The sequence below is a fragment of the Streptomyces sp. NPDC005878 genome (assembly GCF_040629815.1).
In the GTDB taxonomy this organism is placed as follows: domain Bacteria; phylum Actinomycetota; class Actinomycetes; order Streptomycetales; family Streptomycetaceae; genus Streptomyces.
Genome location: NZ_JBEXWK010000006.1, coordinates 109968 through 123968, shown reverse-complemented (window position 1 = coordinate 123968; position 14001 = coordinate 109968). Strand labels below are relative to the sequence as shown.

Annotated in this window: 13 protein-coding genes; 5 read left to right on the top strand and 8 right to left on the bottom strand. The window is 68.5% G+C overall.

Annotated elements, in window-relative coordinates:
- Positions 1 to 158: 158 nt before the first annotated feature.
- Entirely contained in the window at positions 159 to 1055 is an 897-nt protein-coding gene (locus ABZ404_RS12700; protein WP_358830650.1) for a DUF5655 domain-containing protein, read from the bottom strand.
- Positions 1056 to 1837: 782 nt separating this feature from the next.
- Between ABZ404_RS12700 and ABZ404_RS12695 the strand changes: the two genes are divergently transcribed.
- Positions 1838 to 4663, top strand: a complete 2826-nt coding sequence (locus ABZ404_RS12695; RefSeq protein ID WP_358830649.1) for an ATP-dependent DNA helicase — start codon at positions 1838 to 1840, stop codon at positions 4661 to 4663.
- A gap of 224 nt (positions 4664 to 4887) precedes the next feature.
- Here the strand turns inward: ABZ404_RS12695 and ABZ404_RS12690 are convergent, their stop codons facing one another.
- The 5 genes from ABZ404_RS12690 to ABZ404_RS12670 form a co-directional block, all read right to left on the bottom strand.
- On the bottom strand, positions 4888 to 5016 hold the full coding sequence (locus tag ABZ404_RS12690) for a trypco2 family protein (RefSeq protein WP_358830648.1): 129 nt from the start codon (positions 5014 to 5016) through the stop codon (positions 4888 to 4890).
- A gap of 105 nt (positions 5017 to 5121) precedes the next feature.
- Positions 5122 to 6159, bottom strand: coding sequence for a DUF4238 domain-containing protein (locus ABZ404_RS12685; RefSeq protein WP_358830647.1), 1038 nt, complete (start codon positions 6157 to 6159; stop codon positions 5122 to 5124).
- Positions 6160 to 6811: 652 nt separating this feature from the next.
- Positions 6812 to 7948: a tyrosine-type recombinase/integrase gene (locus ABZ404_RS12680; RefSeq protein WP_358830646.1), complete on the bottom strand. Its 1137-nt coding sequence runs from the start codon at positions 7946 to 7948 to the stop codon at positions 6812 to 6814.
- 357 nt (positions 7949 to 8305) lie between these two features.
- Positions 8306 to 8869: a DoxX family membrane protein gene (locus tag ABZ404_RS12675; RefSeq protein WP_358830645.1), complete on the bottom strand. Its 564-nt coding sequence runs from the start codon at positions 8867 to 8869 to the stop codon at positions 8306 to 8308.
- 141 nt (positions 8870 to 9010) lie between these two features.
- Positions 9011 to 9502: a BlaI/MecI/CopY family transcriptional regulator gene (locus ABZ404_RS12670; RefSeq protein ID WP_358830644.1), complete on the bottom strand. Its 492-nt coding sequence runs from the start codon at positions 9500 to 9502 to the stop codon at positions 9011 to 9013.
- A 116-nt stretch (positions 9503 to 9618) separates the two neighbouring features.
- On the opposite strand from ABZ404_RS12670, the gene ABZ404_RS12665 reads away from it, so the two are divergent.
- From ABZ404_RS12665 to ABZ404_RS12655, 3 genes are read left to right on the top strand one after another with little or no spacing between them, the layout of a single operon-like run.
- Complete coding sequence (locus tag ABZ404_RS12665; RefSeq protein ID WP_358830643.1) at positions 9619 to 10284, top strand: DedA family protein; 666 nt, start codon at positions 9619 to 9621, stop codon at positions 10282 to 10284.
- Positions 10284 to 10520: a hypothetical protein gene (locus ABZ404_RS12660; protein WP_358830642.1), complete on the top strand. Its 237-nt coding sequence runs from the start codon at positions 10284 to 10286 to the stop codon at positions 10518 to 10520. The genes ABZ404_RS12665 and ABZ404_RS12660 overlap by 1 nt, the downstream gene beginning before the upstream one ends.
- Complete coding sequence (locus ABZ404_RS12655) at positions 10517 to 11176, top strand: phosphatase PAP2 family protein (RefSeq protein ID WP_358830641.1); 660 nt, start codon at positions 10517 to 10519, stop codon at positions 11174 to 11176. The genes ABZ404_RS12660 and ABZ404_RS12655 overlap by 4 nt, the downstream gene beginning before the upstream one ends.
- Before the next feature lie 22 nt (positions 11177 to 11198).
- Here the strand turns inward: ABZ404_RS12655 and ABZ404_RS12650 are convergent, their stop codons facing one another.
- Together ABZ404_RS12650 and ABZ404_RS12645 are read right to left on the bottom strand one after the other, a co-directional pair.
- A complete protein-coding gene (locus ABZ404_RS12650) occupies positions 11199 to 11399 on the bottom strand; it encodes a hypothetical protein (protein ID WP_358830640.1) in 201 nt (66 codons plus the stop codon).
- Positions 11400 to 11450: 51 nt separating this feature from the next.
- Complete coding sequence (locus tag ABZ404_RS12645; RefSeq protein WP_358830639.1) at positions 11451 to 12701, bottom strand: hypothetical protein; 1251 nt, start codon at positions 12699 to 12701, stop codon at positions 11451 to 11453.
- 276 nt (positions 12702 to 12977) lie between these two features.
- Here ABZ404_RS12645 and ABZ404_RS12640 point away from each other — a divergent pair, with 276 nt between their 5' ends.
- Positions 12978 to 13979, top strand: coding sequence for an AraC family transcriptional regulator (locus ABZ404_RS12640; protein ID WP_358830638.1), 1002 nt, complete (start codon positions 12978 to 12980; stop codon positions 13977 to 13979).
- The last annotated feature ends 22 nt before the right edge of the window (positions 13980 to 14001 follow it).

Here is a 14001-nt window from a genome sequence, read left to right as displayed (position 1 = left end):
CGGCAATATAACGGCGGATCCCCGGTTAGCAAAACCGGGGATCCGCCGGACCATTAGTGGTCCACCGCCACTCTCTGCCCGTCACGTCGAAAGGCCACCACGACGACAGCCCACAACGCCACATTCCGCCTGAGTTGGCCCCACCCGGGCGAGAACCTTCATGCCGCGTCGTAGCTGAGACGGAGGAGGTCTCCAGCACGTTCCAGGTCCCGCTCCGTGCGCAGTTGCAGCTCCAGGTCGCCCGTGCCGTGGTGACCGAGGCCCGTCACGTCCCGGGTAAAGCCGGGGACGAGGTCGACCTCCTTCGGGTCGGCTTTGAGGTAGACGAGGAGTTTGGTCTGCTGCGGCGGGCAGAGGCTGGCGAAGTTCCGCAGCCGTCGATAAGCGCGGTACTGCTTGCGCTGCACCCGGGTGACGCCGTCCCCGAGCCCGACCAGGACCTCGTCGACCGCGTCGGCAAGCTCGACCATCGGGCCGCCCTGCTTCCGGACCGGGGACGCCCCAGCCCCACGGCGGCGTACCCGTTTGGCTGGCGCCGGATGCCCGGTGACGGAGGCCACGGTCTCAAGGCCGAGTAAGTCGCTGCCGAAAAGTCGGTAGCGGACCAGGTCGATCGAGCGCCGGTGCTCGCGTACGGCGTGCACGTCATAGCGGGTGAAGTCGCCGGCGATGCAGATGAGGCGCGGTCCGCTCCACAGCACCTGGGACGCGGCCGTCCCCCCGAGCCGGTCGCGGACCAGGTGCTCGAACTCGGCCCGGTGATCCATCAGCCAGGCCAGGTAGAACAGGCCCTGGTTGATCACGCCGGCATCCGTGCCGCGCTTGTACTCGACGATGACCGGCGATCCGTTCTCGTCCAGCCCGAGCGAGTCGATCCGGCCCCCGTGCACCGGTCCGGTGCTGTACTCGCTCGCGAGGAACCGGACACCCAACAGCGTCTCCATGTGAGTCTCGACGAGACCCTGCACATCCGCCTCGATCTCAGCAAGTCGCGGCATGACCTCGGTCATGCCGCTATTCGTCGTGTCCGTGCGGAACAGCTTCAGGCCCGACACCTTCCCCTCCTCGGTTAGGAGAGCAACAACACCGAGGAGGTGCGGGATTGTTTCCGCGCGAGGCTTCGGGGACGTGAAGATAGTGTGAGACCCTGCGTACGGCCGATCAGGGAGCGCCCACGCCCCCGATCACCGGGAGACCACGGTTCCCCCATGCGTCCCCCGCCGCCCGGGGGACAGCACCCGGAAGCTGCGTTTACGCAGGTCAGCCCCCGTAGCTCAGCGGATAGAGCACGTGCCTTCTAAGCGCCTGGCGCCTTCGGCACGGCGCGATACATCTGCGCTAGCGGCACCATCCTGACTCAGGCTCGATTTTCCGGCATAAGTCGCTTGCGCTGTACGGCGATCGTTCGGACGTCAGCCGACGCCGTCGGCACCGCGTCATTCGTACCACTACCTGGCCATTTCTCATCTGTATGCCCGCACGGACGCACGGACTTACGACTCATTCCGTCAAACCTCGCTGCTCGTCAACGAAATCTCGAAGCTGCAATCGAGGGCGGGGTACGTCTCCTGGCGCGGGAGCCACCCCGGCATGCCGCCGCCACCCCAGCCCCGATGGGCGCATCGAACACACCAGAGACGGACATCGAACAGGCACACCCATTGGAGTGAGGCGATTAATGCACCTTCGATGGAAATCATCAGAGGCCATTAGACGGATTGCCCGACAGACGCACCAAGCGGAATTCGAACTGGTGATAGACAACGCGTTGCAGCAATGAAGCGACTGTCAGTGCCGCTTGGTACACAGTTCGTCGCTCGGGGAGCAGGTCCCCGACGTGACGAGTGGAGGCACCTCGGTGCAACTGACCTCAAATCAGCTGGCAGCGATCGACACCGTGGACAGGCACCTGGGAATCGTCGCGTGCGCTGGATCCGGAAAGACCGAAGTCATCGCCCGGCGGGTGGTGAAGTTGCTCCGACTGCCAGGTGTGGAGCCTCGGCACATCGTCGCCTTCACGTTCACCGACCGGGCGGCCGGAGAGCTGAAGCAGCGCATCGTCTCTCGCGTCCGAGAGGAACTGGGAGATGTCCGTGGATTGGCCGAGCTTTTCGTCGGCACCATGCACGGCTACGCCTTGAGCATGCTGCAGTCCCAGGTACCGGAAACGTTCAAATGCACTGTCCTCAGCGATGTGCAGGCTCGTGTTCTGATCGACCGCAACAGCCGAGCCAGCGGCCTGACGACAACACAGATCCGCACCAAGGGCAAACCGACCCGCCCGATGAAGCGGTACGTCAACTCCCGTCTCTACCAACGCGTTTTGGGCATGCTCCGCGAGGACGAGATCGATCAGGACGAGTTGCCGTCGGACGTACTCGACGGCCTGAGCAGTTACCGAGCGTTGCTCCAGCGCCTTCACTACCTCGACTACAGCGAGATCCTCCGCCTCGCCGCGGACCTGCTGCTCCCGCCGCCGAGTATCGGAGGGCCGGCCACCGAACCCGTGGTCAATCTGCGCGCCCACGTGCGGGACACGGTCCGCTACGTCGTGGTGGACGAATACCAGGACACCAACCCCGTCCAGGAGCAGTTGATCGCCGGCCTCATCCAGTTCGGCGCGAACCTGTGCGTCGTGGGGGACGACGACCAGACGATCTACCAGTGGCGCGGAAGCGCGGTGAACAACATCCTGACGTTTACCACCCGCCACAGCAGCGCCAAGACCGTGACGCTCAACGAGAACTTCCGCTCGTCCAAAGCGGTGGTGGACCTTGCACGCCGGGTGGCGGAGGGCATCGATCCCTCGCATCGGCTGAGCAAGTCGATGATCGCCAGTGGCCACCAGAGCTATGACCGCGGCGACCTGCTGGCCCTCTCCTTCGGCACGCCGCAGGAGGAGGCCACCTGGATCTGCGACCGCATCGAGTGGATGATCGGCCTGCCCTTCACCGACCGTGCCGGCGCGCCACCACGGGGCCTGGCGTACTCGGACTTCGCCGTCCTCTTCCGCAGCGTGTCAGGTGACGCCGATCCGCTGGTCACGGAGATGCGCGCCAGGGGCATCCGCTACATCATCAAGGGCCTGAGCCGCCTGTTCCAGACGCCCGAGGTCCAGGCCGCCAAGACCTGCTTCGACTACATCGCCGGAACCGTCGACGGCGACGCCGTCGTGACGGCCTGGACGGACGCCCGGCTCGGACTCCGCCAGGAGGCCCTGAAGCGTGGGGTGAAGATCCTCGACGAGGCCCGCGGTTGGGCGGAGAACATGCCCTGGGACACCTACACGATCCAGGGCACCTACCAGCGTTTCCTGGGCGAGGTCGGCGTCCGCGAGGAACACCTCACGGCCGAGGTCGGCCGCGAGCGCAGTGAGCTCGCCTTCTACAACCTGGGGCGGTTCAGCACCGCCATCGGCGACTACGAGCGCATCCACTTCCTCAGCAGCCCGCCCGACCGGTTCGCCGCCTTCGCAAAGTGGCTTGAGCACCAGGCCGGCGACTACTACGAGGAGAGTGACGCCGACGCCGGATACGCCCGGCCCGACGCCGTCACGATCGCCACCGTCCACCAAGCCAAGGGCATGCAGTGGCCGGCGGTGTTCGTGCCCTGTATGCGCCGCAACCGCTTCCCCAGCAAACGGCAGGGCGGACTCGGTGTGTTCCACATCGTCCCGGAGGTAGCCGTCAACGACGCCGACCGCTACCGCGGCAGCGAGGACGACGAGCGCCGGCTCTTCTACGTGGCCGCGACCCGAGCCCAGAAGTACCTCGCCATCTCTTTCTCCCCCGGGCCGGGCAAGTTCTACCAGCGGGAGTCGCAGTTCTTCGCGGAGGCGACCCGCAACACATACGTCCTGACCCGGGAGGCCGCCAGGCCCGACGAATCCACGCTGAACCGGCTGCCTTCAACCGCCCTGGCCGACACACCCGACATCGTGTTCAGCTTCAGTGAGCTCAAGTACCTGTTCGAATGCCCGTACCAGTTCAAGCTGCGGTTCCTGTACGGCTTCGACTCGCCGTTGCAGAAGGAACTCGGGTACGGCAAGTCGCTCCATGACGTGATGGCGGAGGTACACAAGCGCGCCGTGAAGGGCGACATCGTCGACAAGACGGAGGTGGAGGCGCTGGTCGACCGGCACCTGCACGCTCCGTTCGCACCGGAGCCGCTCAAGGAACAGCTGCGCAACGCGGCCATCCGCTCTGTCCACCGCTACCTCCGCGAGAACGGCTCTCGACTGGCGCTCACCGAGCACTCCGAGCAGCCGGTGGAGGTGCACCTCACGCCGGGGGTGACCGTCAGCGGACGCATCGACCTGATCCGCCGGATCGACACGGGCGAGCAGTCCATCGTGGACTTCAAGTCCAAGGAGCGCGCCCAGGCTGACGCTGTCACCCGCGATCAACTGCACATCTACGTTGCGGGGTACGAAGAGCTGAGCGGCAAGCGCGCCGACCTCGTCGAGGTCCTGAACCTCGACGAGGGCAGCCGCAGCAGCCGCGAGGAGGTCAACGACACCCTGCTGAACGAGATCTCCGGCAAGGTCGCCAAGGCCGGGGACCAACTCCGTCACAACGACATGCCCCGCAAGACCTCATGGTGCGGCACCTGCGCCGCCTGCGACTTTACCGCGATCTGCCGGGACCGACCCAGCGCTCCGTAATACTTTTCGACCATGTCGGCCCGTTGGGCCACGGTGTTGTGCGATACCGGCACCACGGCCCAACCTTCACACCTCCGACGCGACCAGCGAAGGCGTCTGGAACCCGGACCAGGTGCGGCTCGATGGCGCCCTGGACCATATGTGTAGAGGTCTTGCCGCGAATCCACTTCCGGAAGCCATCCAAGACCCAAACCTTCAGTCCGCCCTGCGCTCTCGTGGGTCGCTCATGGCGCGATGGTCATCTCCAGCTCGATGCTGCTGTAGCGAAAGCGCAGGGGGTTATTGGCGCCCCCTTGTGCCGCAGCCGTCAGCTCGTCATACGTCGCCTGGATGGCTTCCTTCAGATCGATCACCCCGAGTGCCCCCCGGCGTCAAGGATTTGAAGGGCAAACACTAGACCACGTCGGCAGGTTGTTGTTGCTCGGATGCCGAGGGGGCTTTTCCCTCGGCCTATGCCGTTACTCCTTCGCGAACCGTGGCGGTTGGGCATCGGGCGGCGGATCATGGACATCGCTCATCGCGCTTTTGAAGGCGTCGGAGGGCCCGTCGGGCATCAGATACCGCTGGGGCTGCTGACTGACCTGTATCTCGCGGTCACGCACCGGCGGCAGTTCAACTCCGTGCAAAGGGGTGTCGTCGGGGTGGTGGAACAGCTCCCTGCGCGCGTTGCATGCGAAGCGCTGGTTCAGCTCCTTGGCCAGCTTGGTATGGGTTCGCACTACGAAGTCATCGTGTCCCGGCGACGCCATGATGATGGCCGCCCGGCGATCGATGGGGATCAGGATCGCAGCTGCGTTGCCGACGCCGACGCCCAAAAACCTCGGCATGTTCTCTTCACGCACCAGCGTCACCGGATGATCTGGCATGAGCAGCGTTCGGCGCTCGAACTTGATCAGACCCCAGGAGCGCGCCATGAACACCTCGTACGCCGTCTTCATGGACTGGCCCATCGCCGCCATGTGGTCGTTGACTGATATCTCGGCGTAGTAGCCCTCGAAGTCCGTTAGCTCTTCCCAGAGCGCCTCGACCTCCTTCTCCTGGACGGGCTCTGCGGTCTTCTTTTCGAGGCGCTTGCGGATCTCGGGCTTGCCGCCCATGGCAATCAGGACCTTGCCAAGATGATCGGCGATCTCGTTATTTCTCGCACGGGCAGCAGGGATCCGCGCGTGTTGTGCCGCGATCCACTCGGCTAGGACCGCCCGCTCGTCAATCGGTAGGGGCCACGCCCCGTTGATGACCTTGCGGATGACCTTCGCCGCCTTGTCCTCAAGCTCGGCGAGCAGGTCCTCCACAGTGTCGTCGAGCTGGCCTTCCTGATCCACCATCGAATAAAAGTCGCGGCGGACGGTGACGTCGGCGATCCCGACCGAACGGCGCTCGCCCCCGTCAAGAGGCACGCGGATGATCCGCTCGCCATCGGCGAAGCGTCGCAAAAGCAGACGCGGAACGGTGTGGTGGCGGCGCTTCAGCTTCGACTTCTTGGAGGACTTGCCCATGTCATGACTTTACGGGCACCCCCTAACGTCGTCATGGCCTTTTCTAAGAGCTCTGCGACCTCCGTCCTTACGGATGCCCTGACCAGCGAAGCAACACACCTGACACCCCATCAGAACGAGCGTCAAATGAGCGTCACGAGCGTCATTTCGGCGTCAAGATATCGCCCGTAACGCCCACACCGCACATAATGCGCACAGGCAAAACCGCAGGTCAGGAGCCCTTCGTAACCGGTTCAGGATCGCCACGCACTCCACGTGATGCGTCATCGGGAGGACGTGGGCTTCCAAAAGCGGGGTTCGAAGGTGAGCCTGCTCGGGCAGCGTCAGACCTTGTCCTCATCCGCTTGGCAACAGGCTTCTGCCCTGTCCACTCAGGCAGTCACTCAGCGTGGCCCACGATGCGCCTCCGATGGGCTGATGTCTGCTGCCACCACAGCCCGCCGCAACGACACTCCCTGGGGAGAATCTGGGGAAGTAACGACGGGCCTGGGGAGCGCGTGGGGAGAATCGACCGCGAAGAAAGACGCTGAACGACTTATCCGCGCAGGTCAGGGGTGGGTGCAGCCGCATCGATGCAGGTCAGCACCAACACGTAGGCAACTTCATGACAATCTCCCCTGGTGCCGCAGATCATCCTCCCTCTATGCACTCATCAGGCCGCTTCCCAGAGGCCAGCATCCAGGATCCGGGCTGCCTTGGTGATGCTGCCCGGCATCAGGTGTCGATACGTTCGGTACGTCTCCTCGATGGACTTGTGCCCCATCCACTCCGCCACGTCGGTAATAGGTATGCCGCTCCCGAGAGCGTTCGAGGCGAAATAGTGACGGAAGCTATACATTCCGACGCCTTCCGCTGCAGGGAGGTTCTCGAATAGCCGCTGCACACGGCGACGTTCCATCGGCTCCGTGTAGTACCCGCTGGGTCCATGGAGCAGGTAGCCATCTTTCGTGGTCCCGTGCTGCTGCTCGTAGCGCTCCAGGGCCTCCCGCACGGAGCGCGGAAGAGGAACCTCCCGGAACTCGCCCGCCTTCCGGTGCTTCAGTTTCGCCGGCTTGTGCGTGTTGGAATGGATCTGCTCGTGCACTCTGTAGACGTCGTCTGCCACGACGTTGTTGACGTTCACCGCCCGGGCCTCACCGTTTCGCAGGCCACAGCCCACCATCATCGCGATTTCGAGTGCGAGCTTCTCGTCAGCGACCGTCAGAGCCCTTTTCACATAGGCGAGGGACGGGATGACCACCTTCTCACGGACGTACTCCGGTTCTTGAACTCCCTTCACGGGGTCGTCCGCCATGGCGCCCTTGCCGTAAGCGTCTCGCAAGATGGCCTTAAGGGTGCGGAATATGTTCACCTGATTTCCGCGACCGACCTTGTCGGTCTCCAGTTCGTCCAAGAAGCGCTCGACGACGATAGGCGTAACCGAGTTCAGCTTTCGCGATCCGAGGCGGGGAACGATGTGCACGTTGATCGAGCTGTCGACGTGCTCGCCCGTGGAGTACTCCGTCATCTTGCGCTGCCGGGGTCGCCACTGCTTCGCGTATTCCTCGACCGTCTGCTGGCCCAACTCACGGCGGGCCTCGGCGACGGATGGCGCCGTGCTCTTCTTCTCTTTGTAGATCTCCGTAAGGCGCTCGATCGCGTCGTCCTGCGTGTCGTACCCGGACTCCTCGCGCTGCTTCCCGAGCGCGTCCCTGAAGCGAATCGTGTACGGGTGCGGGCAGCGGGTGGGCTTGGCGCAGTCACATTCCTTGAAGAAGGAGCCCATGCCGCGGGCGAGCTGTCGAGCCATGTGTCGAACCTTCCGAGCGGGAGCGAGGAACCATGCACAGTCGCTGCGCAGAGGGCGGAAGGTCAGCAAGCGGAGACAGAGCTGCGACGCATGCTGACCTTTTGCTGACCCGAGGGGCCCCTATCATGCCCCTGACCTGCGCAGACGTCCAAATGCTAGATCTTGGACTTGAACATGGTGCGCAGCACAGCGTCACTCCTGCCGGACAAAGGGTCGCGCCCCGGTCGGGGTACGCGCCGTCGCCTGACAGAGTAAGGCCCCTGTCCGCCCCGTGGCTCTGTGACCTCCCCCTCCCCCTCCCTCTTCGAGTGCCGTCCCGGTCGCCTCCCCTGGCCCGGCCCCCGCGGCCCCGGAGCGTTACGCGGGCTCCCCCGCCTCCGGGGAGGCGTCCGCCCCCGCGTCCTCGTCCCCTCCCCCGCCCTGCCCCTGTGCCCGCCGTCCCACCACCACCGCTGCCGCCGCCGCGCTGGCGAGGAACGCCAGGGCGACCGTCCACGGGCGGTCCAGGACATGGCCGGTGGCGTGGTCGAGGGAGTAGCGTCCGGCGCCGGCCACGCCGATCGCGGCGGCCGTGAAGCCGAGGAACGCCGGATACTCGAAGCCGCCGGCCGTGGCGAAGAAGCCCGCCGGCGCGTGCACCGAGACCGCGCCCGCCATCGCCCCTGCCGCCGCCGCCCCGGCCGCCGGCGTGGCGAGCCCGAGGGCCAGGAGCGCGCCGCCGCCCGCCTCGCCGAGGCCCGCGGCCACCGCGCTCTGCCTGCCGGGCCGGAACCCCATGTGCTCCATCGCCGCGGCCGTGCCCTCGATCCCGCCGCCGCCGAACCAGCCCAGGAGCTTCTGGCTGCCGTGCGCCGCGAGCACGGCACCGGTGCCCACCCGCAGGACCAGCAGTCCCAGGTCCCGTCGGTTGATGCATGTCATGGCTGCCTCCCGCGGTGGCCGTTCGTGGCGCGGCACGCCCCCATGGGCGTACCCACTCCACTCTCCGTGGCGCGGGCCCCGGGGCCCCGGTGTTGCTGGGCCGTACGGGTCGCAAACGCCGTCGCCGGGCCGCCGGGGTCCTCAGTCGCGGGGCAGGTCGGTCCTCGCCCTGAGCGGTCTCGATTCCGGGCGGGGAACGGTCCGGTCGCCGGGTATCGCCCCGCCGGACGCGCCGGCCTCCCCTTCCAGCAGGGTCCGCAGCAGGCGTTCGTCCTCGTCGCTGAGTTGGGAGACGAAGCGGGCGAGGACCGTGGAGCGGTCCTCCTCCTTGGCGAGTTCGGTGTGCATCCGGCGGGCGGTCAGGCCCGGTGAGTCCTCGGTGGGGGTATAGGCGAAGCCCCGGCCGAAGCGGTCGCGGGTGACGGCGCCCTTCTCGTAGAGCCGGGTGAGGATCGTGGTCACGGTGGTACGGGCGAGGCCGCCGCCGAGGGCGCCCTGGACTTCGCCGGGTGTCAGGGGGCCGTCGGCGGCCCACAGCGCCGCGAGCACGCCCGCCTCCAGCTCCCCGGAGGGCCGCCGCGCGTCGCCGCCCGCGCGGCCGGCGAAGGGGCCGGACCCGTCAACGACGCCCATGGGAACGATCCTCCTCGATCTTTCGTCTACAGTTCTGTAGACCGTCTACAGCACTGTAGTCAGTCGGGCCGTGTGCTGCTCTCGGCCCGGAAGCCATTATGGGAGGGCACCCCGCCATGGCCGTACCCCTGTTCGCCACCACCCCCCAGGCGGTGAACGTGCTGGACGCGGGCTCGCTGCTCTCGGCCTTCGGCGCGATCGGCGTCGCCGTCGTGCTGTTCGCCGAGACCGGTCTGCTCGTCGGCTTCTTCCTGCCGGGCGACTCGCTGCTGTTCACCGCCGGGCTGCTGTGCGTGCCGGGCGGCGACGGGCCGGTCTCGCTCTCCCTGCCGCAGGTCCTGCTCGCCTCTATGACGGGTGCGCTCGCCGGGGCGCAGGCGGGGTACTGGATCGGGCGCCGCGGCGGCCGGGCCCTGCTCGCCCGCGCCCGGTCCCGCAAGCTCCACGAGGGCGCGGCCCGCGCCGAGGAGCTGCTCGCCAGGTACGGCCATGCGAGGGCGGTCGTCCTGGCCCGCTTCGTGCCGATCGTCCGGACGGTGCTCAACCCCCTCGCGGGCGTGCTCGGGGTCCCGGCCGGCGTCTTCGCGCTCTGGCAGGTCGTCGGGGGCGCGGTGTGGACGTGCGGACTCGTCCTGGGTGGGTATGCGCTGGGTTCGTCCATTCCCCATATCGACCGCTATCTGTTGCCGCTGGTGGCGCTGGTCGTCGCCGTCTCGCTGCTTCCGATCGCCCTGGAGATCCTGCGCGCCCGCCGCGCCCGCACCGCAGAGGACACCCGCTGATGCACGTCGACAACGGCCGGTACATCCGAACCACCGAGCTCGCGCGCGACGCGCCGGGCCCGGTCGGCACCGCGGTCCGGGACTCGGTCGGCATCCGCTGTCCGCACCACGTGCCGGCCCGCCCGGTCGTCGGCGCCGGGGTCGCCCCGGTCCTCATACTGCTCGCGCGCCGGGCCGCGCCCCTGGTGGACCGGCCCGGCGGGACCCGGCCCCGCCCGCTGGTGGCGGCCCGATGACCAGGGCCCGGCACGTCGCGGCGGGCGTGTGCCTGCTGCTGTTCGTCCTCCTCACGGTGGTCGTGGCCGTACGGGACGGGGCGCCGCTGCCCGGCGACCTGGCCGCGCACGCCTGGGCGGTGCACCACCGCCCGCCGGTGGCGCGCGCGTCGGCCCGTGTGCTGACCGCCACCGGCTCCGGGCCGCTCCCCTATCTGCTGGCCGTCGGCGCCGGGCTGCTGGCCGGACGGGACCCCCGGCAGCGCCTGTGCGCGGCGGCGGGAGCCCTCGCGGTCCTCGCCCTCGGCCAGGCGGTGCGGTTCGCGGTGATGGCCGCCATCGCGCGCCCCCGCCCCACGCTGGCCGACTGGGGCACGTATGCCTCGGGCCACTCCTTCCCCTCCGGTCACACCGCCACCGCGGCGCTGACCGCCGGTCTGCTGGCGTGGGGCGTGACGAGGCGGTCCCGCTCGTCCTCGGCCCGGCTCACCGCCGCGCTGATCCTGCTGTGGGGCGCGGCGGTCGGCCTCTCCCGCATCTACCTGGGCGTGCACTGGCTGACCGATGTGATCGGGGGCTGGCTCTTCGCGGTGGTGTGGCTGACGCTCGGCGCCTGGGTGACGGCGCCGCACATCCCGGCGGAGATACGGCAGGAGGAGCCGGCGGGCCGCCCCTGAGCGGCCGGGGGGAAGCGGGAGTTCAGCAGGCCGCCATGCAGGCGGCGCAGTAGCGGTCGGCGTCGGAGAGGTCCGGGTCCGGCGGGACCGCGGCCTCCGGGCGGGCGAGCGCGCGCCCGCACATCGTCCTCGGCTCGTCGGCGCTCATGACGTGCCAGAGCAGGGCGGCCTGCTCCGCCGTTCCGTTCCCGCCGGGGTCCCGCTCGGCTCTCATCTCGTGCACGACAGGGGCCCTTTCGTTCAGGTCGTCCATGCTGTTCGGGAGGGGGGTCTTTCAGGCGGTCCTGAAGTAGGCGTTCCAACCGCCCGCCGGGGCCTGGCCGACGTCGAGCGCCCGCAGCCGGTCCAGGACCCGGGGGTCCTGGGCGTCGAGCCAGTCCACGAGCTGGCGGAAGGACACGAGCCGTACGTCCTTCTTGCCGGCCATCCCCTTCAGGGCCTCCTCGACGGCGTCCATGTAGATGCCGCCGTTCCACTGCTCGAAGTGGTTGCCGATGAAGAAGGGCGCGCGGTTCGTCTCGTACGCGCGCTGGAAACCGGCGAGATAGGCGCGGGTCGCCTGCTGCCGCCAGGCCGGATAGCGCGAGGGCACGCCCCGGGTGGTGTTCGCGGACTGGTTGGCGAGGATGTTGTAGTCCATCGACAGCACCTCGAAGGAGTGCCCGGGGAAGGGCACGCCCTGGAGCGGCAGGTCCCAGATCCCCTGGCGCTTGCGGGGCCACACCTGGCGCCCGCCGGGCGAGGAGGCGTCGTAGCGCCAGCCGAGCTGCCGGGCGGTGGGCAGCAGGTTGCCCTGGCCGAGCAGACACGGGGTGCGTCCGCCGACCAGCTCCTTGCGGTAGTCGAAGGGCAGCGGTTCGAGGGCGTGCCAGCCGGTGTTGGTCCGCCACTCGGTGACGAAGGACACGGCCTGCTCGATCTCACTGCGCCACTGGCCGGGCGACCAGTGGGCCACCGATCCGGAGCCCGCGCAGAAGTGGCCGTTGAAATGCGTCCCGATCTCGTGCCCGTCCCACCACGCCTCCCGTACACAATGAAGCGTCTCGCGCACATGTGCGTCGTTCAGATAACCGATATCCGAGGCGCCGACGGGATTGTTGGGCGGCCGGTAGCGCGATTTGGCGGATTCCGGCAGGAGATAGAGCCCGGAGAGGAAGAACGTCATCGAGGCGCCGTGGTCGCGGGCGAGTTCCAGAAAGCGCGGGAAGAGCCCGTTGCCGACTTCCCCGGCGCCGTCCCAGGAGAAGACCACGAACTGCGGAGGTGTCTGGCCCGGTTCGAGCCCCTGGGGCCCGGCGGGCTGGTTCGGCTGCGGGCCCGTGTCGGCGGTCGAGCCGTCACCCACCATCCTGAAGTGCGGTTTCACCGGGGCGTTGGGCGCGGCCGGACGGCCCGGCCCGTTCCCCGGCGGCTGCGCTCCCCCGGCGGCTCCCTGCTCCCCGCCGGCCCCGCACCCGGCGGCCGAGACCGCCGCGACCGCGCCAAGTCCGGCCCCCAGAACTCCCCTTCGGGTGATCTCCCGCATCGCCTCTCCCGTCAGCCGTCCCGCGGACCCTCCATGGACGGACCGGAGCGTTCCGATGATGACCCGATAGCCGATAACCGCTTCAGCGTACGACGCGTTCACCACCTTTCCGGGTAAACACAGAGGGGCCGCACCGCTTTTCTCCGGGATCACCTCCATTCCCCCGGGCGGGCCCCGCGAGGGAATGCCACGCCCGGCGCGGTTTCCCGCGCCCGCCCTGGACCCGGTGGGCGGCCGGTGGTGACGGCCGGGGCCGCCCACCGGGAAGATGGGGCCATGCAGGCGACTTCGCACTCGGGCACGCGGGGCACCCCGACCGCGTCCCGGCTCTCCTTCCGTACCGGGGACCTCGACGAGGCGCGCCAGGTGATCGGTGAGGCGTACTACGCCACCTCCATGGACGTACTGGACCGGACGCACCGGCTCGACGCCGTCTTCGACGTGGGGCGGCTGGGGCCGCTCACCCTCGGCGACCTGCGCTGGGGCACCGATGTGCGCATGCGCTTCGGCGACTTGGGGGCGTACCACGTCGACGTCCCGCTCTCCGGGGAGCTCACCTGGCGCCAGGCGCGGACCCGCGCCACCGCGACCGCCCGGCGCGCGGCCGTCTTCCATCCCGAGGGCGAGCCGACGCTGGAGCGGTGGAACCGGGACTGCCGCCTGCTCGCCGTCAAGGTGGAGGCCCCGGACCTGCTGCGCCACCTGGAGGTCCTCCTCGACCGCTCGGTACCCGCCGGGACGCGCCTGGCACCCGAACTCGACCTCACCCAGGGGCCCGGTCTGAGCTGGTCGCGCATGGTGGCCCTGGTGGTACGGGAGATGGACAACGAACACGGGGCGCTCGCCCAGCCGCTCATGGCGGCCCGCCTCCAGGACGCCCTGCTCACCGGCCTGCTCCTGGCGGCCGGTCACCGCTACCGCGAGGAGCTGGACAAGCCGGTCAGGGCCGTGCTGCCCGGGCCGGTCAAACGGGTCGTGGACGCGATACACGCCCATCCCGAGCGCCCGTACACCACCACCGAGCTCGCCGGGATAGGCCAGGTCGGCGTCCGCTGGCTCCAGGAGGGCTTCCGCCGCCACCTCGGCATGTCCCCGATGGCGTATCTGCGCGATGTCCGGATGAGCCGGGTCCACGCCGAGCTGCGCCAGGCCGACCCGGCCCGGCTGACCGTGGGGGAGGCGGCCTACCGCTGGGGCTTCACCCACCTGGGCCGGTTCGCGGACAGCTACCGCACCCGCTTCGGTGAGCTGCCCTCCCGGACCCTGGCCGGCTCCTGACGCGTCCGCCCCCGGCTGCGGG